The organism is Streptomyces sp. NPDC025638 (genome assembly GCF_055558775.1).
Map to the genome: position 1 here is coordinate 84,122 of NZ_JBVHLX010000019.1, position 24,209 is coordinate 108,330.

The 24,209-nt window shown below is 71.0% G+C and carries 22 protein-coding genes; 11 read left to right on the forward strand and 11 right to left on the reverse strand.

Going from position 1 to position 24,209, the window contains the following annotated elements; genetic code table 11:
- Positions 1 to 271: 271 nt before the first annotated feature.
- The 5 genes from ACZ4EG_RS37785 (at position 272) to folE (ending at position 6,228) form a co-directional block, all read left to right on the forward strand.
- Entirely contained in the window at positions 272 to 1,396 is a 1,125-nt protein-coding gene (locus ACZ4EG_RS37785) for a zinc-dependent metalloprotease (protein WP_453547625.1), read from the forward strand.
- Positions 1,397 to 1,588: 192 nt separating this feature from the next.
- Positions 1,589 to 2,629: a tRNA lysidine(34) synthetase TilS gene (tilS, locus tag ACZ4EG_RS37790; RefSeq protein WP_453547628.1), complete on the forward strand. Its 1,041-nt coding sequence runs from the start codon at positions 1,589 to 1,591 to the stop codon at positions 2,627 to 2,629.
- 77 nt (positions 2,630 to 2,706) lie between these two features.
- A complete protein-coding gene (hpt, locus tag ACZ4EG_RS37795; RefSeq protein ID WP_328876609.1) occupies positions 2,707 to 3,267 on the forward strand; it encodes a hypoxanthine phosphoribosyltransferase in 561 nt (186 codons plus the stop codon).
- A 187-nt stretch (positions 3,268 to 3,454) separates the two neighbouring features.
- Positions 3,455 to 5,494, forward strand: a complete 2,040-nt coding sequence (ftsH, locus tag ACZ4EG_RS37800; RefSeq protein WP_467793836.1) for an ATP-dependent zinc metalloprotease FtsH — start codon at positions 3,455 to 3,457, stop codon at positions 5,492 to 5,494.
- Between the two features lie 128 nt (positions 5,495 to 5,622).
- Positions 5,623 to 6,228: a GTP cyclohydrolase I FolE gene (folE, locus tag ACZ4EG_RS37805; protein ID WP_390711658.1), complete on the forward strand. Its 606-nt coding sequence runs from the start codon at positions 5,623 to 5,625 to the stop codon at positions 6,226 to 6,228.
- A gap of 650 nt (positions 6,229 to 6,878) precedes the next feature.
- Here folE and ACZ4EG_RS37810 read toward each other — a convergent pair.
- From ACZ4EG_RS37810 to ACZ4EG_RS37835, 6 genes are all read right to left on the reverse strand, one after another.
- Positions 6,879 to 7,364, reverse strand: coding sequence for a DUF3180 domain-containing protein (locus ACZ4EG_RS37810; protein ID WP_467793837.1), 486 nt, complete (start codon positions 7,362 to 7,364; stop codon positions 6,879 to 6,881).
- Positions 7,365 to 7,435: 71 nt separating this feature from the next.
- Positions 7,436 to 8,047, reverse strand: coding sequence for a 2-amino-4-hydroxy-6-hydroxymethyldihydropteridine diphosphokinase (gene folK, locus ACZ4EG_RS37815; protein WP_453547636.1), 612 nt, complete (start codon positions 8,045 to 8,047; stop codon positions 7,436 to 7,438).
- Positions 8,044 to 8,403 (reverse strand): dihydroneopterin aldolase, encoded by a 360-nt coding sequence (gene folB, locus ACZ4EG_RS37820; protein WP_453547638.1) that lies wholly within the window; start codon positions 8,401 to 8,403, stop codon positions 8,044 to 8,046. Before folB ends, folK begins: the two co-directional genes overlap by 4 nt.
- Positions 8,404 to 8,651: 248 nt before the next feature.
- A complete protein-coding gene (locus tag ACZ4EG_RS37825) occupies positions 8,652 to 9,155 on the reverse strand; it encodes a nuclear transport factor 2 family protein (RefSeq protein WP_363296457.1) in 504 nt (167 codons plus the stop codon).
- Positions 9,152 to 10,063 (reverse strand): dihydropteroate synthase, encoded by a 912-nt coding sequence (gene folP / locus ACZ4EG_RS37830; protein ID WP_390711654.1) that lies wholly within the window; start codon positions 10,061 to 10,063, stop codon positions 9,152 to 9,154. The genes ACZ4EG_RS37825 and folP overlap by 4 nt, the downstream gene beginning before the upstream one ends.
- 98 nt (positions 10,064 to 10,161) lie before the next feature.
- On the reverse strand, positions 10,162 to 11,973 hold the full coding sequence (locus tag ACZ4EG_RS37835) for a phosphatidylglycerol lysyltransferase domain-containing protein (protein ID WP_453547642.1): 1,812 nt from the start codon (positions 11,971 to 11,973) through the stop codon (positions 10,162 to 10,164).
- A 228-nt stretch (positions 11,974 to 12,201) separates the two neighbouring features.
- On the opposite strand from ACZ4EG_RS37835, the gene ACZ4EG_RS37840 reads away from it, so the two are divergent.
- Entirely contained in the window at positions 12,202 to 13,329 is a 1,128-nt protein-coding gene (locus ACZ4EG_RS37840) for an alpha/beta hydrolase (RefSeq protein WP_467793838.1), read from the forward strand.
- Positions 13,330 to 13,461: 132 nt separating this feature from the next.
- Positions 13,462 to 14,694: a hypothetical protein gene (locus tag ACZ4EG_RS37845; RefSeq protein ID WP_467793839.1), complete on the forward strand. Its 1,233-nt coding sequence runs from the start codon at positions 13,462 to 13,464 to the stop codon at positions 14,692 to 14,694.
- A 70-nt stretch (positions 14,695 to 14,764) separates the two neighbouring features.
- Here ACZ4EG_RS37845 and ACZ4EG_RS37850 read toward each other — a convergent pair whose 3' ends face one another.
- Both ACZ4EG_RS37850 and ACZ4EG_RS37855 read right to left on the reverse strand, forming a co-directional pair.
- Positions 14,765 to 16,096 carry a PH domain-containing protein gene (locus tag ACZ4EG_RS37850; protein WP_467793840.1) on the reverse strand — a complete coding sequence of 444 codons (1,332 nt, stop codon included), beginning with the start codon at positions 16,094 to 16,096 and terminating at the stop codon, positions 14,765 to 14,767.
- A complete protein-coding gene (locus ACZ4EG_RS37855; RefSeq protein ID WP_453547652.1) occupies positions 16,093 to 16,596 on the reverse strand; it encodes a PH domain-containing protein in 504 nt (167 codons plus the stop codon). The genes ACZ4EG_RS37850 and ACZ4EG_RS37855 overlap by 4 nt, the downstream gene beginning before the upstream one ends.
- 31 nt (positions 16,597 to 16,627) lie before the next feature.
- Between ACZ4EG_RS37855 and ACZ4EG_RS37860 the strand changes: the two genes are divergently transcribed.
- Positions 16,628 to 17,779, forward strand: coding sequence for an NADH-quinone oxidoreductase subunit D (locus tag ACZ4EG_RS37860; RefSeq protein WP_453547654.1), 1,152 nt, complete (start codon positions 16,628 to 16,630; stop codon positions 17,777 to 17,779).
- Between the two features lie 27 nt (positions 17,780 to 17,806).
- On the opposite strand, the gene ACZ4EG_RS37865 is transcribed toward ACZ4EG_RS37860, so the two are convergent.
- Complete coding sequence (locus ACZ4EG_RS37865; protein ID WP_453547656.1) at positions 17,807 to 18,853, reverse strand: SAM-dependent methyltransferase; 1,047 nt, start codon at positions 18,851 to 18,853, stop codon at positions 17,807 to 17,809.
- 118 nt (positions 18,854 to 18,971) lie between these two features.
- On the opposite strand from ACZ4EG_RS37865, the gene ACZ4EG_RS37870 reads away from it, so the two are divergent.
- From ACZ4EG_RS37870 to ACZ4EG_RS37880, 3 genes are all read left to right on the forward strand, one after another.
- Entirely contained in the window at positions 18,972 to 20,177 is a 1,206-nt protein-coding gene (locus tag ACZ4EG_RS37870; protein WP_467793841.1) for a sensor histidine kinase, read from the forward strand.
- A gap of 122 nt (positions 20,178 to 20,299) precedes the next feature.
- Positions 20,300 to 20,971, forward strand: coding sequence for a response regulator transcription factor (locus tag ACZ4EG_RS37875; protein WP_363296467.1), 672 nt, complete (start codon positions 20,300 to 20,302; stop codon positions 20,969 to 20,971).
- Between the two features lie 102 nt (positions 20,972 to 21,073).
- On the forward strand, positions 21,074 to 21,706 hold the full coding sequence (locus ACZ4EG_RS37880; protein WP_453547661.1) for an AAA family ATPase: 633 nt from the start codon (positions 21,074 to 21,076) through the stop codon (positions 21,704 to 21,706).
- Between the two features lie 30 nt (positions 21,707 to 21,736).
- Here the strand turns inward: ACZ4EG_RS37880 and ACZ4EG_RS37885 are convergent, their stop codons facing one another.
- Together ACZ4EG_RS37885 and ACZ4EG_RS37890 are read right to left on the reverse strand one after the other, a co-directional pair.
- Complete coding sequence (locus tag ACZ4EG_RS37885; protein ID WP_453547663.1) at positions 21,737 to 22,843, reverse strand: DUF5937 family protein; 1,107 nt, start codon at positions 22,841 to 22,843, stop codon at positions 21,737 to 21,739.
- A 120-nt stretch (positions 22,844 to 22,963) separates the two neighbouring features.
- Positions 22,964 to 24,136: a threonine aldolase family protein gene (locus ACZ4EG_RS37890; protein ID WP_467793842.1), complete on the reverse strand. Its 1,173-nt coding sequence runs from the start codon at positions 24,134 to 24,136 to the stop codon at positions 22,964 to 22,966.
- Positions 24,137 to 24,209: the final 73 nt, after the last annotated feature.

Consider the following 24,209-nt stretch of genomic DNA (forward strand, 5'->3'; position numbering starts at 1 on the left):
TGCCTCGCTGTCTGTCGCCGTAGCGCGGTGCATGTGCTGCCGCCTCCGGCCGCCGGCCGTTGCCGTGGCGCGAGCGCATCGTCCGGCGTCCAGCGGCGGCGCACAGCCGTACCTCCTGTCGCTCACCGTCGTGGGCACCCGCGGCCGGCCGTTCCGGGGTGGGGCCGAGAGTGGTTCGACCGTGCCCGTGTCAGTGCCCTGCGATCAACCCGTACGTCGCCGACCCCGTCACAGCCTGCCCCAAGTGGGAACGCTCACGTACGGTTGACGCATGACGAGCATCGGTGGCACGGAGATGGTCGACTGGAATCTCGCGGTGGCGACCGCGACCCGGCTCGTGCGGCCGGGGCCCGACGTGAGCCGTGACGAGGCCCGGGCCGTCGTCGCGGAGTTGCGTCGGCATGCCAAGGCCTCGGAGGAGCACGTGCGGGGCTTCACCCGCATGGGCACCGAAGTCACCCACGACACCCCCGTACTCGTCGTCGACCGCCCCGGCTGGGTGCGGGCGAACGTCGCCGGGTTCCGGGAGATCCTCAAGCCACTGCTCGACAAGATGCAGGAGCGGCGCGGCGGCACACCCGGCGGCGCGGTCCTCGGCGCCGTCGGCGGCAAGGTGACCGGCGTCGAACTCGGCATGCTGCTCTCCTTCCTGTCCTCCCGCGTCCTCGGCCAGTACGAGACCTTCGCCCCGGCCAGCCGTGAGCTCCCGGCTGGCGAGAACGGCGGCGGCCGGCTGCTGCTGGTCGCGCCGAACATCGTCCATGTGGAGCGCGAACTCGACGTACAGCCGCACGACTTCCGCCTGTGGGTGTGCCTGCACGAGGAGACGCACCGCACGCAGTTCACCGCGGTGCCGTGGCTGCGCGATCACCTGGAGGGTGAAATCCAGTCGTTCTTGGCGGAGACCGACGTCGACCCGATGACGGTCCTCGAACGCATCCGAGAGGCCGCCCAGTCGCTCGCCGGCGGCCGCCCCGAGGGCGAGGAGGACGACGGCGGCCGGTCGTTCGTGGAGCTCGTGCAGACCCCCGCCCAGCGCGAGATCCTCGGCCGCCTCACCGCCGTGATGTCCCTCCTGGAGGGCCACGCCGACTTCGTCATGGACGGGGTCGGCCCGCAAGTCGTACCGAGCGTCTCGGAGATTCGCGAGAAGTTCCAGCAGCGCCGCGCCAAGGGCGCCTCCCGCCTGGACATGACACTGCGCAAGCTGCTGGGTCTGGATGCCAAACTCAGGCAGTACCGGGACGGCGAACGCTTCGTACGGGCCGTCGTCGAACAGGTCGGCATGGACGGCTTCAACCGCGTGTGGACCTCCCCGAACACCCTGCCGACCAAGGCGGAGATCGCCAAACCGGCGGACTGGGTCGCACGGGTGCACCGCAAGCCGGAGTCGTGAGGCGCATGGAGCACGTCGTGAACGGAATCCGGCCGACGGCAGGCGAACGCCCCTTCAATCACCCGTCCGAGGGACCGTGAGGGATGGGTAGGCGTGCAATGCTCGGGGAACCGCCCGTTTCTGTCACCATCGACACACTCTGAGTGACCGGCCTCGGGCTCACCCCCGAAAACTTCATGAAGGGAACCGGACATGGGTCCCCATCCTGCGGTCGCGGCGATACGCCTGGCGGTCCGCCGCGTTCTTCACGACATCCTCACCGACCACAGCCCCCATATCCCCGCCGCCGACTCCCCGGGCGGCGCGTACGAGCGTTCCCCGTCCCCGCTCGTGCTCGTGGCGTGCTCCGGCGGCGCCGACTCCATGGCACTCGCCTCCGCCCTCGCGTTCGAAGCGCCCAAGCTCGGCATCCGCGCCGGCGGCATCACCGTCGACCACGGCCTCCAGCCCGGCTCCGACCTGCGCGCCGACGAGGTCGCCCTGAGGCTGCGCGAACTCGCCCTCGACCCGGTCGAGTCCATCGCCGTGACCGTGGGCCGCGAAGGCGGCCCTGAAGCCGCCGCCCGCGACGCCCGCTACGCCGCCCTCGACGCCGCGGCCGAACGCCACGGCGCCACCGCGATCCTGCTCGGCCACACCCGCGACGACCAGGCCGAAACCGTCCTCCTCGGCCTCGCCCGCGGCTCCGGCATCCGCTCCCTGTCCGGAATGGCCGCGGTCTCGGGGGCCGACGGCCGTTATCGCCGCCCCTTCCTCCAGCTCGACCGGCAGACCGCCCGCAAGGCCTGCATGGTCCAGTCGCTCCCGGTGTGGGACGACCCGCACAACGCCGACCCGGCCTACACGCGCTCCCGGCTCCGCCACGAGGGCCTGCCCGCCCTGGAGAAGGCCCTCGGCAAGGGCGTCGTCGAGGCCCTCGCCCGCACGGCCCAGCTCTCCCGCGACGACGCCGACGCCCTGGACGCCTGGGCCAGCCAGGCCGAATCCGCAGTCCTCGACGCCACCGGCCTCCTCGAGTGCGCCAAGCTCTACGCCCTGCCGCCCGCCGTGCGCCGCCGCATCCTGCGCCGCGCCGCCATCCGAGCGGGCGCCCCGGCCGGATCGCTGTTCGCCCGGCACATCGAGGAAGTCGACCGGCTGATCACCGGCTGGCGCGGCCAGGGAGCCATCAATCTCCCGGGCAAAGTCGTCGCCCAGCGCCAGGGTGGCAGACTGGTGATTCGGCAAGGCTGAATCTCCCTGATGGGGGAGACGCCCGGTCTCCCCTTCGGGAGGGGCCGGCCGGCCGTGAACCGGGACGACCGAAAGTGATGCGGGTGGACGCGAACGACATGGGTGCCGACCTTCAGCAGGTGCTCATCACCAAGGAAGAGATCGACGCGAAGCTGGCCGAGCTGGCCGCGAAGATCGACGCGGAGTACGCGGGCAAGGACCTGCTGATCGTCGGCGTGCTCAAGGGTGCGGTGATGGTCATGGCGGACCTCGCCCGGGCGCTGTCCACCCCCGTCACCATGGACTGGATGGCCGTGTCCTCGTACGGCGCGGGTACTCAGTCCTCCGGTGTCGTCAGGATCCTCAAGGACCTCGACACCGACATCAAGGGCAAGCACGTCCTGATCGTCGAGGACATCATCGACTCCGGCCTGACCCTGTCCTGGCTGTTGTCCAACCTCGGCTCGCGCGAGCCGGAGTCGCTCAAGGTGTGCACGCTGCTGCGCAAGCCGGACGCCGCCAAGGTGGCCATCGACGTCGAGTGGGTCGGCTTCGACATCCCCAACGAGTTCGTCGTGGGCTACGGCCTCGACTACGCCGAGAAGTACCGGAACCTCCCGTTCGTCGGTACGCTCGCGCCTCACGTCTACGGCGGCTGAGCCTCACACGGCCCAGTCTCGTAAGACGATCGGGAACCCCAGCGGGTTTCGCGCCGTTGGAGCATGCAGAGACGGGATTGGCAGCAGTCCTGTGCGGCTTCGCGCAACAATGCTGGGGTACCGTCAGAAGAACTGTCTTATCAAACTCACTATGGCAGGAGGGACGGGGCGACACCGCTCCGTATGGATGGACGTGAAGCGATACTTCCGTGGGCCGGTCATGTGGATCGTGCTGGCCGTCCTTGCCGTGGTCGTGTTGATGCAGGTCGTCGGCTCGTCCGGCGGCTACAAGACGGTGGACACCGGCCAGGTCGTGGCGGCGATCAACGACAACAAGGTCCAGTCGGCCAAGCTCACCACTGGTGACGAGCAGAGCATCAAGGTCACGCTCAAGGACGGCGTGAAGGTCGACGGCAGCTCGAAGATCCAGGCGAGCTACATCGGCGACCAGGGCGTGACCCTCGCCGGCACGCTGCAGACCAAGTACCAGGACAAGCAGATCCCCGACGGGTACACCGTCTCCCCGACGAAGCAGAACGCCTTCGTCGGCGTGCTGCTCTCCCTGCTCCCCTTCGTCCTGATCGTGGTCGTCTTCCTGTTCCTGATGAATCAGATGCAGGGCGGCGGCTCCCGGGTCATGAACTTCGGCAAGTCCAAGGCGAAGCTCATCACCAAGGACACCCCGAAGACGACCTTCTCGGACGTCGCGGGCTGTGACGAGGCCGTCGAGGAGCTCCAGGAGATCAAGGAGTTCCTGCAGGAGCCGGCGAAGTTCCAGGCCGTCGGCGCCAAGATCCCCAAGGGCGTGCTCCTCTACGGCCGCCCCGGTACCGGCAAGACGCTGCTCGCGCGTGCCGTCGCCGGCGAGGCAGGGGTCCCCTTCTACTCGATCTCCGGTTCCGACTTCGTCGAGATGTTCGTCGGTGTCGGTGCCTCCCGGGTACGTGACCTGTTCGAGCAGGCCAAGGCGAACGCCCCGGCGATCGTCTTCGTCGACGAGATCGATGCGGTCGGCCGCCACCGCGGCGCCGGCCTCGGCGGTGGTCACGACGAGCGCGAGCAGACCCTGAACCAGCTGCTCGTCGAGATGGACGGCTTCGACGTCAAGGGCGGTGTGATCCTCATCGCCGCGACGAACCGCCCCGACATCCTCGACCCGGCCCTCCTGCGCCCCGGCCGCTTCGACCGCCAGATCGCGGTCGACCCGCCGGACCTGCAGGGCCGTCTGGAGATCCTCAAGGTTCACCAGAAGGGCAAGCCGGTCGCGCCCGACGTCGATCTCTCGGCGGTCGCCCGTCGCACCCCGGGCTTCACCGGTGCGGACCTGAGCAACGTCCTCAACGAGGCCGCGCTGCTCACCGCCCGCAGCGACAAGAAGCTGATCGACAACTCCATGCTGGACGAGGCCATCGACCGCGTGGTGGCGGGTCCGCAGAAGCGGACCCGGATCATGTCGGACAAGGAGAAGAAGATCACCGCGTACCACGAGGGCGGACACGCCCTGGTCGCGGCGGCCTCCCCGAACTCCGACCCGGTCCACAAGATCACGATCCTGTCCCGCGGCCGTGCCCTCGGCTACACGATGGTGCTCCCGGACGAGGACAAGTACTCCACGACGCGCAACGAGATGCTGGACCAGCTGGCGTACATGCTGGGCGGCCGCGCGGCCGAGGAGCTCGTCTTCCACGACCCGACCACGGGTGCCGCGAACGACATCGAGAAGGCCACCACCACCGCCCGCGCGATGGTCACCCAGTACGGCATGACCGAGCGCCTGGGTGCGATCAAGTTCGGCGGCGACAACACCGAGCCGTTCCTCGGACGTGAGATGGCTCACCAGCGCGACTACTCGGAAGAGGTCGCCGCGCTGGTGGACGAGGAAGTCAAGAAGCTCATCGAGAACGCGCACAACGAGGCCTGGGAGATCCTGGTCGAGAACCGCGACGTCCTCGACAACCTCGTCCTGGCGCTCCTGGAGAAGGAGACACTCGGCAAGGAGGAGATCGCCGAGATCTTCGCCCCGATCCACAAGCGCCCGCCGCGGCCCGCGTGGACCGGCTCCTCCCGCCGTACGCCGTCCACCCGCCCGCCGGTGCTCTCCCCGAAGGAGCTGGCACTGACCAACGGCGCGAACGGCGCTACGCCCGCGATCAGCACCGCCAAGTCCACGGCGTCGGAGCCCGCCCCGGTGACGGAGCAGGCCCCGGAGGACCGCCCGGAGAGCTGACCGCCCGCTGGTGCGGCCCCATCCGCCGCACCAGGCCCGGAATGGATGCCGCGCCCCCCAAGGTTCTAGCCTTGGGGGGCGCGGCATTTCTGCATGCCCGCGTAGGAGAAACAGGAACGAGGCACCAGATGACCGACCCCGTGACGCTGGACGGCGAAGGCACCATCGGCGAGTTCGACGAGAAGCGCGCCGAGAACGCCGTACGTGAACTGCTGATCGCGGTCGGCGAGGACCCGGACCGCGAAGGCCTGAGGGAGACACCGGCGCGGGTGGCGCGGGCTTATCGGGAGCTCTTGGCGGGACACAGGCAGGAGCCCGAGGACGTCCTGACGACCACGTTCGATCTTGGTCACGACGAGATGGTCCTGGTCAAGGACATTGAAATCGTATCTTTGTGCGAACATCACATGTTGCCGTTCCATGGTGTGGCCCATGTCGGGTACATCCCGGCGGAGACGGGCAAGATCACAGGTCTGTCGAAGCTTGCGCGGCTGGTCGAGGTGTTCGCCCGTCGCCTGCAGGTGCAGGAACGACTCACCACGCAGATCGCCGACTCCCTCATGAGGATCCTTGAGGCACGAGGCGTGATCGTCGTCATCGAGGCCGAGCACATGTGCATGTCGGTACGTGGCATCCGCAAGCCAGGCGCCAAGACCACGACGTCGGCGGTGCGCGGCCAGCTTCGGGATGCTACGACCCGTGCCGAGGCAATGAGCCTGATACTGGCGCGCTGACCTGATTGTCGGTGGTGCCCGATACGGCCCCGAGCAGTCGAGATGATCGCTGATCAAGGGGGATCGCGACGGGGTATGGGCTGTCCAGCAAGCAGATGGTGAACGCCGTGGGCGGACGTATGCAGGCGCGAAACATGGACACCTCCGCGAAAGCTGTGCCGCGAGCGGTTGACCATCAAGCCGGGCTACGAGTTCGGCTACATGATCGGTGCCAATGAGGGATTCGCCTCGCGTTACGCGGCGGCCCTCACGGCGGCAACCGGGCTGCCCGCCCGCCTGGAAGCGGTGACGCGGCCCTCGGGTTACCTGCGGCGGGACGTGCCCGGCTTCCGCGTACGTGTGGGCTCGTCATATTTGGCGGATCTGATGAGGCAGTACGTGAGTGGGGACCCGCACCATATGCGGCAGCGGTTTCCCCGGGTCGTCCTCAGGGACCGGGAGACGTCCGAAGGCTTTCTGGACGGCTGCACGGACGGGGACGGATTCCGGCCCGCGACGTGGCGTGGCCGTTTGCTGGTCAGCGCCGACGTGCCCTTTCTGTCAGCGCAGAGCCGAGGGCCCGAAACCGTTCACCCTTTACAGCTACCGCCTTCACCCCTACCCCGATTTTCTGGTCAACGGGTATCTCGCACGCCAGGGCTGGTAGGGGTTCACACCGGTTCGGCCCCGGTGTGGTCGTGGTCCTCGTCCTCCGGGAGTTTGCAGACGCGTTCCAGGAAGAGGGCTGCCGCTATGACGGCGATGCCGGCCAGGACCGAGAGGGCGGCGTAGATGGCCTGGTCGCGGCGGGCGGGGATGTCGAGGAGTTCCAGGAGGAGGGCGCCCGTGCCGCCGTACATCCCGGCGACGAGCGCGGCGACCAGGGCGCTGGCCTGGCCGAAGACGACCGCGCGGGCGGCCATCAGGGGGTCGACTCCCTTGGCGCCGGGGCGGCGCTCGCGCTGGGCCTTGAGGCGGGCGCGCAGGGAGAGCGCCGTGGCGAGCAGAACCGCGGCGATCAGGGCCAGGACGATGGGGGCGGCCAGCGGGACGCTCGGCAGCGTGCCCACCGAGTTCCACAGGCGGGCGCCCGCCCAGGACAGCACTCCGGCAACGACGAACACGCCGACCAGCACCCTGATGCGCAGCTCTCTCACGGTGTTCCTTCAGCTCCCCCGGAGTAGGTGTGGCCGGACCGTGCGGACGTCTCGGCCCTTGACCTTAACGACTACTCGGGCAGGTGGAGTTCCAGGTCCGTGCGGGCCTGGACACCGGCACGGGTGACGGCGCCGAGGAGGCCCGCGACCGGGCCGCGGCCGGGCAGCAGGGCGTCGGGGTCCACGTCGTACCAGGGGGCCAGCACGAAGGCGCGCTCGTGGGCGCGCGGGTGGGGAAGGGTGAGGTGCGGGTCGTCGGAGACGACTTCGGCGTACGCGACGATGTCGACGTCGAGGGTGCGCGGGCCCCAGCGCTGGTCCCGTACGCGGTTGAAGGCCTCCTCGACGGCGTGCGCCCGCTCCAGGAGGGAGGACGGGGGGAGCGTGGTCTTCAGGACCACGACCGCGTTGTAGTACGAGGGCTGGCTGCCGGGCTCCACACCCCACGGCTCCGTCTCGTACACGGGGGAGACGGCCTTGATGCGGACGCCGGGGGTGTCCTCCAGCGCGTCGATGGCGCCCTGGAGGGTCTCCAGGCGGTTGCCGAGGTTGGAGCCGAGGGAGATCACGGCCCGTTTGGGGTTGCTCAGAGTGGTGTCGGCGGCGTCGACCTGTTCGACGACGGAGGCGGGTACCGGCTGTACGGTCGGGTCGCTGGGACCCCGCGTGAAGAATGCGGTCATACTCGGCTCCGGGTGATGGTGACGGTCACGTCGTCGAAGGGGACCGTGATCGGGGCGTCCGGCTTGTGGACGCAGACCTCGACCTCCATGACTCCTTCGTGCTTCAGGCAGGTCTGGGCGATGCGCTCGGCGAGCGTCTCGATGAGGTTCACCGGCTCGCCCTCGACCACGGCCACGACCTCTTCGGCCACGATGCCGTAGTGCACGGTCCGCGCGAGGTCGTCGTCGGCCGCCGCCGGCCGGGTGTCCAGACCAAGGACGAGGTCCACGATGAAGGGCTGGCCCTCCTCGCGCTCCTTGGGGAACACACCGTGGTGCCCGCGGGCCTTCAGGCCGCGCAGCGCGACACGATCCACGCGAATCACTCCTGCAATCGTCGGTAACGGCCGGTCCGTGCCGTGTGCGGACGGCACACCGACCACAGACGAATCTACCTGCGGGCACTGACAGAACCGGGCCTCAGAGGCGGGGGCCTCGGCCGGAGCCGAGAGGGTTCATCGCACGTTTCCCCTGGGGAACCCGGTGCCTCATGGGTTGGTAGCCCCACTTACCCGCGAGTTCGTGATTCCAACCACTTCTTGGTCCCTGCGGGCCACCCATCCGCTCAGGCAGGTGTGTCGTCGTCCTCTTCCTCGTCGTTCTCGGCCAGTACCGGGGAGGCGTGGTGGGACCAGAGCTTCCAGCCGAGGGATGTGCGGCGGAACACATTCGTGGCGACGACCAACTGGCCCACGAGCGGGCCGAGCTCCGCGCCGGGCTCGGGGGCGGGGCCGCCGCTGAGGATGTTCTCGGTGCACGTCACCAGGGCGGTGTCACCGGTGACGGAGACATGGACGTCGGTGAGGAAGAACTGGATGTAGTCGGTGTTCGCCATGATCAGCGCGTACGACCTGAGGACCTCGCCGCGGCCCGTGAGCACGGGCCAGCCCGGATGCACGCAGGAGATCACGCCCGCGTCCGCCGGGTCGTGGTACTCCTCGTCGACGCCGAGGTCGGACGGGGTGAGCCAGAGCGAGGACAGTTCGTCGAAGTCGCCCCGCTCCATGGCCTCGTAGAAGGCGGTGTTGGCGAGCTCGACCTGTTCGACGTCGGTGTGGGGGGCGCTCACCGGGCTCCTTCCGCGCCCTGTGTACCGCCCACGGCGCGCGTGCCCACTGCGCGCGCGCCTTCCACGGCCCGTGCGACCCGTACCGCGTCCGCCGTGGCGCGCACCTCGTGGACACGCACCGCCCATGCCCCGGCCTGTGCCGCGAGCGCGGAGACGGCGGCCGTGGCGGCGTCCCGCTCCCGGGCCGGCGGGGGCGCCCCCTCGGGCCCGGCCAGGACGCGGCCGAGGAACCGTTTGCGGGAGGCGGCGACCAGGACGGGATACCCCAGCGCGCCCAGGCGGTCGAGGCGGGCGAGCAGGGCGAGGTCGTGCTCGGCCTCCTTGGAGAAGCCGAGGCCGGGGTCGACGACGATGCGGTCGGGGGCGATGCCGCCGGCCAGGACGGCCTCCACGCGCGCGTGGAGTTCGTCGACGACCTCGGTGACGACGTCGTCGTACACGCCCTGGACGTTGCCGCCCGCCAGGAAGCCGCGCCAGTGCATGACCACGAAGGGGGCGCCGGAGGCGGCGACGACCGGGATCATCGCGGGGTCGGCGAGGCCGCCGCTGACGTCGTTGACCAGGGCGGCGCCGGCCGCGAGGGCCTGTTCGGCGACCGAGGCGCGCATGGTGTCGACGGAGACGACGGCGCCTTCGGAGGCGAGACCGCGGACGACGGGGATGACACGCCGGAGCTCCTCGGCCTCGTCGACGCGGGTGGCGCCGGGGCGGGTGGACTCGCCGCCGACGTCGACCAGGTCGGCGCCCTCGGCGACCAGTTCGAGCCCGTGTTTGACGGCGGCGGTCGTGTCGAAGAAGCGGCCGCCGTCGGAGAAGGAGTCGGGGGTGACGTTCACGACCCCCATGACCGCGCAGCGGTCCCATGCCGGAAGGCCCGTCACTCGGCCGCGCCCGCTCTGGTTGCTCATATGTTCAGCGTAGGCCCCGGGCCGGGGCGGCAGGTCCCGTGGCCCGAGCGGAAGCCCCCGGGGCTGGAGGTCGGGGGTTCCGCTCGGGCCGGTTCGGGTCAGGCCGCTTTGACGTCCCGTTCCGCCAGCCCGTGCGAGCACGGGCGCCGGGCGGGGGTGCGGCGGCGCAGGAAGCGCGGCAGTGGCAGGGCGAGGTCGACGAAGCCCTCCGCCTGCATGGCCGCGAAGCCTATGCGGGGCAGGTCGCCGGAGGCCCGGTAGACGACGAAGCGCGGCTCCCAGCGCGGCTGGAACTTGGCGTTGAACTTGTACAGCGACTCGATCTGGAACCAGCGGGACAGGAACACCAGCAGCCCGCGCCAGGCGCGCAGCACCGGGCCCGCGCCTATCTTCTCGCCGCGCGCCAGCGCCGAGCGGAACATCGCGAAGTTCAGCGAGACGCGGGTGATGCCGAACTTCGGGGCTGCCTGGAGCGCGGCCACGATGAGCAGCTCGTTCATGCCGGGGTCGGCGGAGCGGTCGCGGCGCATGAGGTCCAGGGAGGCGCCGTCGGTGCCCCAGGGCACGAAGTGCAGGATCGCCTTCAGGTCGCCGTACTCGCCGGGCTCGTCGTCCGCCTTGTGGGCGGTGGCGATCAGGCAGTCCCCGTCGCCCGGGTCGCCGATCCGGCCGAGCGCCATGGAGAAGCCGCGCTCGGTGTCCGTTCCGCGCCAGTCCTCCGCGGCGCGCCGGATGCGCTCCAGTTCGGCTTCGCCCAGGTCACGGATGCGCCGTACCCGGGTTTCGTAGCCGGCTCGCTCGATGCGCTTGACCATCTGTCGCACGTTGCGCATCGCGCGTCCGGCGAGGGAGAAATCCGCGACGTCCACCACCGCCTCGTCGCCCAGTTCCAGGGCGTCCAGGCCGGTCTCCCGGGTCCACACCTCGCCGCCGGTCTCGGAGCAGCCCATGACGGCGGGCGTCCAGGAGTGGGCCTTGGCCTCGTCCATGAAGCGCTCGATGGCGCCCGGCCAGGCCTCGACGTCGCCGATGGGATCACCGCTGGCGAGCATCACGCCGGAGACGACGCGGTACGTCACCGCCGCCTTGCCGCTGGGCGAGAACACGACGGCCTTGTCGCGGCGCAGGGCGAAGTGGCCGAGGGAGTCGCGGCTGCCGTGCTTGTCCAGCAGGGCGCGCAGCCGGGACTCGTCCTCCTCGGTCAGCTGTGCGGCCGGGTGTTCGGGCCGGAAGGCCAGGTAGATGGTGGTGATCGCGGTGATCCAGCCGAGGGCGCCCAGCGAGAAGGCGACCGTCCAGGAGGTGTTGCCCTGGTAGTCGACCGGTCCCTCGAAGCCGAACAGGCCGTACATGACATGCGTCAGGCGATCGGCCACGCTCGGGTCGCCGATGGTGCGGTCGGGGTGGACGCTGACGATGACCAGTCCGAGGACGAGAGAACCGGCGCCCATGAGCACGAAGTTGGCGAGCGCGCGCCACCTGCTGCGCGGGTCCGGCAGGGCCGCGAACTCGTCCCGGTGGCGCAGGAGGGGCAGCAGCAGCGCCACCGAGATCAGCGCCCCGACGATGGAGTGCCGGTACACGAACTGCGCGACCGCACCGGCCGGCAGGAGCGCGACCGCGGCCCGCCACGCCCGGCGTTTGCGCCGCTTGAGCCCGTGTGCGAGCAGCAGCAACAGCACGCCGGTGCTGAGCGAGAGCGCCGCGGCGAACGGGCCGAGCGCGCCGGGCAGTACCTCGGCTATGGCGTGCATACGGCTGTGACGGAAGCGCGGGAACACGCCCGCGGCAATGTCCAGGACGCCCACGAGAGCGCACGCCCTGCCGACCAGTGCGGGGACGGCCTCGGGGCGCGGGCCGCGGACTATGCGCCGCATCGCGCTTGATCGGCTCGGAACCTCGCCCGACATTTCCCCATCTATCCTGACAGACATCGCATCCCGTAGTTCTGCGAGAGACCTTGAATCCGGTGCCGATCGGGGCATCCGGCGACATTGCGCCCTCTAGGACGGTGTCTTGGGGAAAGAGGTTCACTCCCCACCGGAAAGCCCGTCAAAAGGCAAAGGAAAGCCCGGGGCAAGCCCTCGCTACGAACGAGTGGGTGAGCCGCCGGCGGAAAGCGCAGGCAGGTTCAGCCCATGGGTCTCACGAGCAACAAGGTGCTGCTGCTGACGGTCGTGCTCGCCATGCTTCTGTTCATCGGCACGGTGTGGCTGTGGCCACGGCTGGCGCGGCAGAACTGGCGGTCCGTCACCGGGCGGGTCGGACTGCTGCTGGCGGTCCAGCTGGCGCTCTTCTCGTCCCTGGGGATCGCCGCCAACCAGGCCTTCGGCTTCTACGCGAGCTGGGCGGACCTGTTCGGCAGGGAGACGGCCCAGGGCGTCGTGGTCGACCACACGGCCAACGGCGCGCCCGGCGGCCCGCTCCAGGTGCTGAGCACCCAACAGCTGCAGGGGGTGAGCGGATCGGGGCCTCGGTCGACCGGACAGATCCAGAAGGTCGACATCGTGGGACGTACGACTCATATCGCCACACCTGCGTACGTCTATCTGCCGCCGGAGTACTTCCAGCCCCGGTACCGCACGCGCACGTTCCCCGCCGCCGTCATACTCACCGGCTACCCCGGTACGGCGCAGGCGCTGGTGGACAAGCTGCACTACCCGCGTACGGCGCAGGAACTGGCCAAGAACGGGCGGATGCAGCCGATGATCCTGGTGATGCTGCGGCCGACGGTGGCACCGCCGCGGGACACGGAATGCGTGGACATCCCGGGCGGCCCGCAGACGGAGACGTTCTTCGCCAAGGATCTGCCCGAGGCCGTGACGGACCACTACAGGGTGGGCAGAAAACCGGGCAGCTGGGGGATCGTCGGGGACTCCACCGGCGGATACTGCGCGCTGAAGCTCGCCATGCACCACCCGGCGTCGTACGCGGCGGCCGCGGGTCTGTCGCCCTACTACAAGGCGCCGATCGACCCCACGACCGGTGATCTCTTCCGCGGCGACCGGAATCTGCGCAATCGTGCCGATCTGTGGTGGTGCCTCAAGCATCTGCCCGCCCCGGCCACTTCGCTGCTGGTCACCAGCAGCAGGATCGGTGAGCACAACTACAAGGACACGCTCAGGTTCATCGATCAGGTGCAGGCCACGAATCTGACCGGGATCTCGTCGATCATCCTTCCGAGCGGCGGGCACAACTTCAACACCTGGCGGCGCGAGATTCCGGCGACGTTGCAGTGGCTGAGCGGGCGGCTGAGCGACCGCTGAAAGCGATCTTGCCGAATTCGGCGGCCCGCTGATCGGTCGTGTCGTTCCTGGTGTCGGGTGAAGGCATCGTTATGGCTGTGTTTTTACGGGGCGGGGCACCATGATTCCCCTACGCGCGGTAAGTTTCTGGCCATGCCACGTGGACGTCACCGCCATTCCCCGCCTTTGCACCGGCTGTTCCCGCCGTCGGCGATCGCAGGCGTCTCTCTCGTCTGCGCGTTTGGTCCCTGGTTGTTCTCCGATACGGGCGTGCTGCGCGTCGTCGCTGCCATCGCCGCGGCGACGGCGGTCGTCGGTGCGGCCGTGATGCGCCGCTGGGACGGCCTCGCGGGCAAGCAGGTGGCCGACCTCACGCGCGCGCGGGCGAGTGACGAGTGGCGCTTCGAGGAACGGGTCGCCGAACTGGAGACCGACCTGGAGGAGTCGCGCGAGCTGCGCACCAAGCTGGAGCAGCGGCTGCGCGCGAAGCGGACCGAGCTGGCCGGGCTGCGCAACGAGCACGCCGCGCTGCTGCGGCGGTACGCCACGGCGGAGACCGAGCGGGCGAGTGCCCTGGAGGGGCGCCGGCTGCTGGAGATAGAGACGGCCGCGCCCTCGCGCGCGCTGCTGCCCGCGCCTTCGCCGGCGCCGGACGCCGAGCGGGAGACCGAGGCCGAGCGGGAGACCGAGGCCGCACAGGCCGCCGAGGGTGCGGAGACGGCCGAGGACGCGAAGCAGGCGGTTCCCGGGGTTTTCTCGCCCGACGGTTCCCGGCTGTTCCTGCGGGCTCAGGCGGCGCTGTCCCGGTTCGACGAGGGGGAGGAGCCTTCCGAGGCGGGATCCGCCGCCAAAGGGGACGGCGTCGCGGACGAGGTGAAGCATCCCGCCGCCGAAGCGCCCTCGGTCGAAGCGACGGCCGGTGACGGCGCCGGGGCGGAATCCGTCCGGGAGACGGTCCGGGAGGCCGCCCAGGAGGACGAGGCACAGGGGCAGCCCGAGGCGGCCGACGGGCACGAGCACGCGGCCGCCACCACCACGACGGTGCCGGCCGAGACCGGCAAGAACGTGCAGCAGCCCGCGGGACACTTCACGGTGCCGACCGCGGTGGCCGTACTGCCGGCCGCGCCCATGCCGCGTCCGCTGGTCACGGGCGGGTTCGACTTCTTCGGTACGCAGAAGGAGTCCACCGAGCTGGCTGCCGTGCAGAACGAGGACCTCGCCGACGTGGTGGGCCAGGAGGCGCTCGCCCTCCACAAGGCCGAGTCCGAGGCCGCGTTCAAGCCCGCCGACGAGGGGTCGCGCGTCGTCGGCCAGGTCATCGACCTGACGGCCCACGACGAGACGGAACAGATCGACATGCAGAACCTGCGCACCGCGGCTTCCTGAGCCCACCGCACACGGCCGACACCGGGGAACCGGCGTCGGCCGTTCGCTTTGCCGGCGCCTTGCCGCCGGCTCAGGTCATCCATCGGTCCGGGCGGGCGTCACGGCGGCCCGTCCGGGATCTTTCTGCCTGGCTCTGGAGCAGTGCTGCGGCTTGCTGGGCGTCTCTCAGGCGGGCTGTCACCGTCTTGTTGGCTCCCGTGTCCACGTGGACGTCGGCAAGCCGCCAGAGGCGCTCCCAGGGGCCCTGGGTGAGCCGTACGCTCTGGACCTTGGCGTGCGGGACCAGGGACAGGCGCCGGCGGAGCAGGCCGTGCCGCGCGGCGAAGACGGTGTCCGTGACCGTGATGCCGTGACCGCGCCACCACAGCGGCACGCACCGTCCGGCTCGTCGCGGGGGCCGGGCGAGGGACCGCAGCGGTGGCACCGTCACCCCGGGCAGCACGCGCGCGACGACCGACTCGGCCACCGCGCGCGGGGCGACCGGCACCAGGACGGAGTTCGAGGACCCGGCCACGTCCAGTTCCACCCGTACCCAGCCGCGCCGCCGCCACAGCAGCGGCTCCACGATCCGTACGGTCTGCACCCGCCCCGGCGGCACCGTCTCGTGCGTGCGGTCGAGCAGCCCGTGGTCGATGCGCAGCCCGTCCGGGGACTCGCCCACCGTCCAGTCGTACTCGGCGACGAACCGTCCCACGCTGCTCGCGCCCGTCGCGCCGAGCAGCGGCAGAGCCGTGGCGAGGACCGTCACCACGCTGTGCGTGGCCAGCCACAGCACCGGCGGTACGACGAGCGCCGCGACCAGGGACCCCCAGGTCGCGCCCGTCAGCACCAGGGAGATCGCGAGTTCGCGCGCGGGCAACCGCATCAGCTCGCGCGCCGGCGCCTCACCGACCTCGCGTGCCGTCTCGGGCGCGAAACCGGCCGCGCGCGCGAGCAGCTCCGCGCGCAGCGCGCGGGCCTCGTCCTCGCCCAGAAAGGCCAGTTCGTCCTTCTTGTCCGCCCCGACGACGTCGATCCTGAGCTTCGCGACACCCGCCACGCGCGCGAGGAGCGGCTGCGTCACGTCCACGGCCTGGATCCGCTCCAGCCGGATGTGGGCGGTGCGCCGGAACAACAGGCCGGTACGGATGCGTAGTTCGCTGTCGGTCACCGAGAAGTGGGTGAACCACCAGGACATGAAGCCGTAGAGGGCGGCCACTGGGACCAGCACGGCGAGCCCGGCCAGCAGCATGGTCGTGGTCAGCCTCGTCAGCTGCTCCTGGGCCTGGTTCGGGTCGTGCACCGCCCACCCGGCTATCACGGCGACCGGCGCCCACGCGCGCCGGAACGGCGTCACGGGGTGCAGCCGCCGCTCGGGCACGGCCGGCCCCTGTCGTACGTCGTCGAGGCCCGGTGTCGTCACAGGCCCGCCGATCGGGCCTCGCCCAGCTCGGTGAGCCGGTCGCGCAGCCGCTCCGCCTCGGCCGGGTCGAGGCCCGGGATCGTCGCGTCGGTCGCCGCGGCCGCGGTGTGCAGCTGCACGGAGGCCAGCCCGAAGTGCCGCTCGACGGGACCGGATGTCACCTCCACGAGCTGCATCCGCCCGTACGGCACGACGGTCTCCTCGCGCCACAGCACCCCGCGGCTGATCAACAGGTCGTCGGCGCGCTCGGTGTACCGCCACGAGCGCCAGTTGCGGCCGAGGAGCGCCCAGCCCCACGCCAGCAGGGCCAGCGGCAGCAGCGCGAAGCCGGCCCACCCCGGCCCGGCGAGCAGACCGAGCAGCAGCCCGACGACCAGGGCCGTCGTCCCCAGCCACACCGCCAGCAGCAGCCTCCGCATGCGCAGCAGGCCGGGCGGCAGCCCGGTCCAGACCGGCTCCGCCCCCGTCGCCTCGGCATTTTCCGGGCTCCCCGTCTCCATGCGGCAAGCCTACGTAGGGGAGACTGTGTCCATGACTCCTACGACGGAGACCACGGTCGGGATCGGCGGCGCCGCGGAGAGCACCGACATGGTGCTGAATATCGGCCCGCAGCACCCCTCCACGCACGGAGTGCTGCGGCTGCGGCTCGTGCTGGACGGCGAGCGCATCGTGCACGCGGAGCCGGTCATCGGCTATATGCACCGGGGCGCGGAGAAGCTCTTCGAGGCCCGCGACTACCGGCAGATCGTGATGCTCGCCAACCGCCACGACTGGCTGTCGGCGTTCTCGAACGAGCTGGGCGTGGTGCTCGCCGTGGAGCGGATGCTCGGCATGGAGGTGCCCGAGCGCGCGGTGTGGACGCGCACGCTGCTGGCCGAGCTGAACCGGGTGCTAAACCACCTGATGTTCCTCGGGTCCTATCCGCTGGAGCTGGGCGGCATCACCCCGGTCTTCTACGCGTTCCGGGAGCGCGAGGTCCTCCAGAACGTCATGGAGGAGGTCTCCGGCGGGCGTATGCACTACATGTTCAACCGCGTCGGCGGTCTGAAGGAGGACCTGCCGGCCGGATGGGCTTCACGCGCGCGTGCGGCCGTCGCTGCCGTGCGCTCGCGCATGGACGTCTTCGACGACCTGGTGCTCGGCAACGAGATCTTCCGGGGGCGTACCCGCGGCGTGGGTGGGCTCGCGCCGGAGATCGTGCACGCGTACGGCGTGAGCGGCCCCATCGCGCGCGCCTCGGGCGTCGACTTCGACCTGCGGCGCGACGAGCCCTACCTCGCGTACGGGGAACTCCAGGACACCCTGAAGGTGGTGAGCCGGAGCGAGGGCGACTGCCTGGCCCGCTTCGAGTGCCTCCTGGAGCAGACCCACAACGCGCTGGACCTGGCCGACGCCTGCCTCGACCGGCTCGCCGAGCTGCCGCCCGGCCCGATCAACCAGCGGCTCCCGAAGGTCCTGAAGGCGCCCGAGGGCCACACCTACGCATGGACCGAGAACCCGCTCGGCATCAACGGCTACTACCTGGTCAGCAAGGGTGAGAAGACCCCGTACCGGCTGAAGCTGCGCTCGGCCTCGTACAACAACATCCAGGTCCTGACCGAGCTGCTGCCGGGAACGCTGGTCGCCGACATGGTGGCGATCCTGGGGTCGATGTTCTTCGTGGTCGGGGACATCGACAAGTAGGCCGCCCCGGACGACGAGCAGGCCGCTCTAGAGAGGTGCGTCCGGAATTCCAACCGGCTGGAGCAGCCAGCCGAAGTCGCCGAGTCCGCCCGGCGCGGTGAGCTCGGCGGCTTCGCCGGCGCTCGCGAGGGCGCGGACGTATGCCGCGGGGTCGGTGGAGGCAAGCGCGAGCGGAGGGCGTGCGCCCGCGATGCCCAGGGCGCGCAATGCCTCGCGTTGCGTGAGCAGGCGTGCGCCTGGCAGCGTGCGCGCCGTGTGGAGCGTGGCGCAGGCGTCCAGCGCGACGTGCGCCGTGATGTCGCACGACCCGTCCGGCACGGGCGCCGTCTCCCGCCCCTCCCGGAAGCCGGTGAGCGTCCCGAACGGGGGGCGTGCGTCCGCCGTGTGCGCGTAGTCCACCGCCACCGCGAGCCCCCGCGCGACGCGTGAGACGGCCGACGCCCAGGCGGTGTCCCGGGGCAGCCCGATCTCCGCGCGCAGTCCCTCCTCGGCCGGCAGCGGCCACCATCGCGCGAGCCACCGCGCCTCCGCCCCCGCCAGGGGCTCCCCGAGCCGCTCGGCCCCGTCCTCCCGTACGAGCACCAGCCGCGGGACGCCCGCCGGGTCCACCTCCGCGACCTCGACGGGTACGTTGTCCAGCCACTCGTTGGCGAAGAGCAGCCCGGTGATCCCCTCCGGGGGTTCGCTCAGCCAGATGATCCGCCCATCGAGGCCTTCGGGGCGGTCGGCGACCTCGACGGCGTACCCGCGCGCGCGGGCGGCCACGTCGGCGGGCAGCGCGGCGAGCACGCCGGAGACCAGCTCGCCCCGCCCGGCACCCATGTCGACGAAGTCGAGCGTTCCGGGCCGCCCCAGCGCCTCGTCGACCCGGCACAGCAGCCCCGCCACGGCCTCGGCGAACAGCGGCGAGGCGTGCACCGACGTACGGAAGTGCCCGGCCGGGCCCTCGGGGCGCCGGTAGAAGCCGCCGGGCCCGTACAGCGCCGCCTCCGCCGCGGCCCGCCAGCCACGCCAGCCGCCCGCCGCCCCGCCTGCCGCTTCGTCCGCCGTATCGGCCGCTGTTTCGTCCGTCACCGCAACAGACTAGGCGGACAGATGATCACGGCCTCCACCTTGCGGAGTACGCGCGTCGGGCCCGGATCGATCCTCCGGTTGACCCCTGCACACATCTCGCTTCCCTACTCTGGGTTACGTGCAGCGCCTCTATGACTTCCTCCGCAGGCACCCGACGTGGGTCGACACCTTCTGGGCCGTCGTCCTCTTCGGGATCTCCGGCGTGAGCGTGACCAGCGTCAACGGGGCCCCTGACCACCACGGATCGGTAGCCGCGGGACTCGCGGTGTCCGCCGTGCTGTGCGTCGTCGTCGCGCTGCGCCGCCGCTTCCCGGAACCGATGCTGCTCCTGGCCGCCGCAACCGGACTGGCGCAGCTGGTCCTGGACATCGAGACGACCGTCGCCGACTTCGCCATGCTGGTGATCACTTACACGGTGGCCACCCTCGGAGCGCGCTGGGCCTCCCGCTTCGCCCTGACCATCAGCCTGTGCGCGGCCCCCCTGGCGCAGATCCGCTGGCCCGCCGCGGAGGCGAGCCTCCCGGGCAAGGTCGCGATAGCGGTCTTCCAGACGGTGCCCTTCGCCCTGGCCTGGGTGCTGGGCGACTCGATGCGCACCCGCCGCGCCTACTTCGAACAGCTGGAGGAGCGCGCCGCCCGGCTGGAGAAGGAGCGCGAGGCACAGGCCAAGGTCGCGGTCGCCGCCGAGCGCGCCCGGATCGCGCGCGAGCTGCACGACGTGGTCGCGCACAACGTGTCGGTGATGGTGGTGCAGGCCGACGGCGCCGCCTACGTCCTCGACTCCGCGCCCGACCAGGCGAAGAAGGCCCTGGAGACGATCTCCTCGACCGGCCGCCAGGCCCTCGCCGAGATGCGCCGCCTGCTGGGCGTCCTGCGCACCGGGGAGCACCAGGAGGTCGGTGAGTACGTCCCGCAGCCCGACGTCGAGCAGATCGACGACCTCGTCGAGCAGTGCCGCAGCTCCGGCCTGCCCGTCGACTTCAAGGTCGAGGGCACCCCGCGCCCGCTGCCCAGCGGTGTCGAGCTCACGGCGTACCGCATCGTGCAGGAGGCGCTGACCAACACCCGCAAGCACGGGGGGCCGAACGCGGGCGCCAGCGTGCGCCTGGTCTACTTCGACGACGGGCTGGGCCTGCTCGTCGAGGACGACGGCAAGGGAGCCCCGCACGAGCTGTACGAGGAGGGCGGTGCCGACGGCCAGGGCCACGGGCTGATCGGCATGCGCGAGCGGGTCGGCATGGTGGGCGGCACCCTCGACGCGGGCCCGCGTCCCGGGGGAGGCTTCCGTATCAGCGTCCTGCTCCCGCTCAAACCGGCGCACTGACGCGGCAGCGCACCCCCTGCTGACACCTGTCACGCCCCCCAGCGGACGCACCAGCAGCCCCACGACCAGACCCACAGACATACCGGCAAGCAGTCGGAAAGACGGAAACGGAAGAGGCCCCGATGACGATCCGCGTGATGCTCGTCGACGACCAGGTGCTGCTGCGCACCGGTTTCCGGATGGTGCTCGCCGCCCAGCCGGACATGGAGGTCGTCGCGGAGGCGGGCGACGGCGTCGAGGCCCTGCAGGTGCTGCGCTCCACCCCCGTCGACGTGGTGCTGATGGACGTCCGCATGCCGAAGCTGGACGGCGTGGAGACCACCCGCCGCGTCTGCTCCGAGCCCGACCCGCCGAAGGTGCTGATCCTGACCACCTTCGACCTCGACGAGTACGCCTTCTCCGGGCTGAAGGCGGGCGCCTCCGGCTTCATGCTCAAGGACGTGCCGCCCGGTGAACTCCTGACCGCGATCCGCGCCGTGCACAGCGGCGACGCCGTCGTCGCCCCCTCCACCACCCGCCGCCTGCTCGACCGCTTCGCGCCGATGCTGCCCGCCACCGGCCGCGAACCCCAGCACAAGGAGCTGGAGCGGCTCACCGACCGTGAGCGCGAGGTCATGGTGCTGGTGGCGCAGGGCCTGTCGAACGGCGAGATCGCCGCCCGGCTGGTGCTGTCCGAGGCGACGGTCAAGACCCACGTCGGCCGCATCCTGACGAAGCTGGGACTGCGGGACCGGGTGCAGGTGGTGGTCCTGGCGTACGAGACGGGGCTGGTACGGGCCGGCGGGCTCGGCTGAGTCCGCGCAACCGTGTCTCGGGGGCGACTCCCGGAAGCGCGACTCCGGGACGACTCCCGGAAACGTGACTCCCGCGTGCCCGGCGGGCACTAGGGTCTGCGCATGCTCCTGTGGATCAACGGCCCCTTCGGGGGCGGCAAGACACAGACCGCACACGAGATCCAGCGTCGGCTTCCGGGCAGCGTGATCTGCGATCCGGAGTACGCCGGCTTCGGCCTGCACCGTACGCTCCCGCCCGAACTACGCGGAGACTTCCGGGACTTGACCTCCTGGCGACAGGGCGTCGTCGAGGTGCTCGACCTCGCCCTCACCAAGCGCGACGGCGCGGTGATCGCCCCCATGACCGTCACCGACCCCGTCTGCTTCGAGGAGACGGTCGGCCGGCTGCGCGAACTGGGCCACGACGTACGCCACTTCACGCTCCTCGCCCAGCGCGAGACCGTCCTTCGGCGGCTGCGCGAGCGCGGCTTCGGGCACCTCCTGCGCCACGTCGCCGGGAAGAACGCCGGTCTGCGCAGGGAGAGCTGGGCCGTGCGGCAGCTCGACCACTGCCTGGAGCGGCTGAGCGAGCCGGAGTTCGCCGAGCACCTGTGGACCGACCACTCGACCGTGCCGAAGACCGCTGACCGGATCGCCGTCCTGGCCGGGCTGACCCTCAGGCCCAACACCGAGGGAGCGCTGCGGACGCGGCTCAGGCAGGCCGGGGTCGGTGTGAAGCACATCCGCTTCGACTGACGGGCTGCCCGGCTGTCTCCGGCGGCCCGGCTATCTGAGGATCCCCTCCAGGAAGTCGCTGCCCAGCCGCGCCACCACCGACACGTCCAGCTGATGCAGGACGTACCGCCCGCGGCGCCGGGTCGTGATCAGGCCCGCCTTCTTGAGGACGCTCAGGTGCCGGGATATCTCGGGGGCGGTCATGCCATGGACCTGGGCCAGCTCGCTCGTGGTGTACGCGCTGCGGGCGAGATTGCGGCAGATGCGCATGCGGACGGGGTGGGACAGGGCGGTCATCCGCAGGGTGAGCTGCTCGACGGAGGGCGGGGCGGCGAGTTCGGGGGAGCCGACCGGATAGTGCAGGACCGGCTGCCAGTCGTACCGGTGCAGCACCATCAGGTGGGGCCAGCCCAGGCTCGTCGGTACGAGCAGGAGGCCGCCGTCCGCCGTGGCCGTACGCCCCTCGCCCAGCTTGTCGACCGTGATCCGGCCGGCCGGCTCGTCCAGGGTCACGACCGGGGACACGGATGCCAGCGCCTCCGCCAGGCCCTTGCGGCGCAGCAGCTCCGTCTTGTGCCGGGCGTCCGCCGTGAGCTGGTGGCGCAGCCGGGACCAGGTCTCCGCGAAGAACGCCTCGTCGCAGTCCTCCAGGAACTGCCGCAGCCAGCCCCGGATCCGGGGCGGGTCGGCCAGCAGCCGCTCGGCGAAGCGCATCTGCTGCGGCCCCCGCGCCGCGGCCAGCTCCAAGGCGCGTCGGCGCAGCTCGGCGTCGGCGAGCGGGCCGGGGCCAGGCAGTCCGTAGGGAAGCGCGCAGGTGAACTCAAGCGCTGTGTCCACGAACTGCTCGTCCGTCAGCTTGTCCAGCAGATCGAGGTCCTCGGCGAGCGTGGCGCCCGGAAGCCCGGACCCGCCCGGGATGCCCGCGAACGGCAGGAACAGATCGGAGAACGTCGTCCGCCACAGGAAGTCGGCCTCGCACATCCGGTCGGCCAGATGCGAGTCGAGCCGGGCACTCACGCCGGTGACCCAGCCCTGCAGCCCCGGGTGGTGCCCCGGCTCGGACAGCGCGTGCAGCGCCATGCCGAGCTCGGCCAGGGGCGAGGGCACGACGGCGACCCTCTCCGGCCGCAGCCCCGCGATGTCGATGCGCACGCTCATGCCCCCATGGTGCACGCCGCCACTGACAAGCCCGTCCCCGATTGACGGCGGCCGTCAATCGGGGACTTCCCGCCTCGACCGGCGCGGTCCGTCCGGCGGCGTCGCCCGCGGATCTTGTGGCTAGGCCTTCTCCGGCAACCTGGTCACGAAGTCCGCGACGGCTGCCCGTACGTCGGCCGCCGTCCACTCCAGGCCCGCGGAGCGCACCGTGACCTCGGTGAGGGCAAGGCCGGGGCCGCCCGGCTGCCACCCGTTGCCGAACAGGAGCGTCCCGGTCTCCTCGGCCTGGCGCACCGCCGCCTCCGCCACCACCTCGGGGTCGTACGGCAGCCACACCTGGAATTCGTGGGTGTGCGGTTCCTCGGGGTTCACCCGCGCCCACGGCACCCCGGACTCCGCGAACCCCTCGCGCAACGCGGCGGCCACCACGCGCGCGTGGCGCACATAGTCCGGCAGCCGGGGCAACTCCCGCTCCAGCCCGACGAACGCCGACAGCGCGGTGGGGAACTGCTGGAAGACCATGCCGCCGTACCGGTGCCGCCAGGTCTTCGCCTCCTCCACCAGGGTCTTCGGACCGGCGAGCGCGGCTCCGCCGAAGCCGTCGAGGGACTTGTAGAACGAGACGTAGACGCTGTCCGCGAGGCCCGCGATCTCATCCAGGGTGCGGCCGAAGTGGACGGTGGACTCCCACAGGCGCGCGCCGTCGAAGTGCACCACCGCGTCGCGCTCCCGGGCGGCCGCGACGAGCTCGGTGAGCTCCTCCCACGAAGGCAGTACGAAACCGGCGTCCCTGAGGGGCAGTTCCAGCATCAGCGCCCCGAAGGGCTCCGGGAAGTCGCGTATCTCCTCGGCGGTGGGGAGCCGGGGCGCATCGGTCACCCGGACCGGGCGCAACCCGCTGACCTGGCTGAACGCGTTCCGCTCATGCACCTCGGGGTGGGCCAGCGCATGCACGGCGACCGTGGGGTCGCCGGTGCGGCCCGCCCAGCAGCGCAGGGCCACCTGCTGGGCCATCGTGCCGGTCGGGAAGAACGCGGCCGCCTCCGTGCCCAGCAGCGCGGCGACCCGTTCCTCCAGGGACGCGACGATCCGGTCGCCGTACATGTCCGCCGGTTCGTCCAGGTCGTACACCTGGGGCGGTGTCTCCCGCAGCAGCGTGAGCCGTTCGCGGATCGTGCCCCGCCAGCCCGCGCGCGACAGGACGCGCTGTGCGTTCCGGTGGGCCGCAGACCGCCGCTCCCGCAACCGCTGCTGCGCCGAGCGCTCTTCGCCCTGTTCACCCGTATCAGTCATGCGCCGGATCATGCCCTGTCGGCCTCCGCGCGAGCAGCCGGATTTTCGCCGGGCGAACTGCCGCCGGGCCCGC

Bases quoted from the DNA above. Each gene is read 5' to 3' on its own strand.
- ACZ4EG_RS37785 (WP_453547625.1), top strand. From the start codon at position 272: ATGACGAGCATCGGTGGCACGGAGATGGTCGACTGGAATCTCGCGGTG.
- tilS (WP_453547628.1), top strand. From the start codon at position 1,589: ATGGGTCCCCATCCTGCGGTCGCGGCGATACGCCTGGCGGTCCGCCGC.
- hpt (WP_328876609.1), top strand. From the start codon at position 2,707: ATGCGGGTGGACGCGAACGACATGGGTGCCGACCTTCAGCAGGTGCTC.
- ftsH (WP_467793836.1), top strand. From the start codon at position 3,455: ATGGACGTGAAGCGATACTTCCGTGGGCCGGTCATGTGGATCGTGCTG.
- folE (WP_390711658.1), top strand. From the start codon at position 5,623: ATGACCGACCCCGTGACGCTGGACGGCGAAGGCACCATCGGCGAGTTC.
- folK (WP_453547636.1), bottom strand. From the start codon at position 8,047: ATGACCGCATTCTTCACGCGGGGTCCCAGCGACCCGACCGTACAGCCG.
- folP (WP_390711654.1), bottom strand. From the start codon at position 10,063: ATGAGCAACCAGAGCGGGCGCGGCCGAGTGACGGGCCTTCCGGCATGG.
- ACZ4EG_RS37835 (WP_453547642.1), bottom strand. From the start codon at position 11,973: ATGTCGGGCGAGGTTCCGAGCCGATCAAGCGCGATGCGGCGCATAGTC.
- ACZ4EG_RS37840 (WP_467793838.1), top strand. From the start codon at position 12,202: ATGGGTCTCACGAGCAACAAGGTGCTGCTGCTGACGGTCGTGCTCGCC.
- ACZ4EG_RS37845 (WP_467793839.1), top strand. From the start codon at position 13,462: ATGCCACGTGGACGTCACCGCCATTCCCCGCCTTTGCACCGGCTGTTC.
- ACZ4EG_RS37855 (WP_453547652.1), bottom strand. From the start codon at position 16,596: ATGGAGACGGGGAGCCCGGAAAATGCCGAGGCGACGGGGGCGGAGCCG.
- ACZ4EG_RS37860 (WP_453547654.1), top strand. From the start codon at position 16,628: ATGACTCCTACGACGGAGACCACGGTCGGGATCGGCGGCGCCGCGGAG.
- ACZ4EG_RS37875 (WP_363296467.1), top strand. From the start codon at position 20,300: ATGACGATCCGCGTGATGCTCGTCGACGACCAGGTGCTGCTGCGCACC.
- ACZ4EG_RS37880 (WP_453547661.1), top strand. From the start codon at position 21,074: ATGCTCCTGTGGATCAACGGCCCCTTCGGGGGCGGCAAGACACAGACC.
- ACZ4EG_RS37885 (WP_453547663.1), bottom strand. From the start codon at position 22,843: ATGAGCGTGCGCATCGACATCGCGGGGCTGCGGCCGGAGAGGGTCGCC.
- ACZ4EG_RS37890 (WP_467793842.1), bottom strand. From the start codon at position 24,136: ATGACTGATACGGGTGAACAGGGCGAAGAGCGCTCGGCGCAGCAGCGG.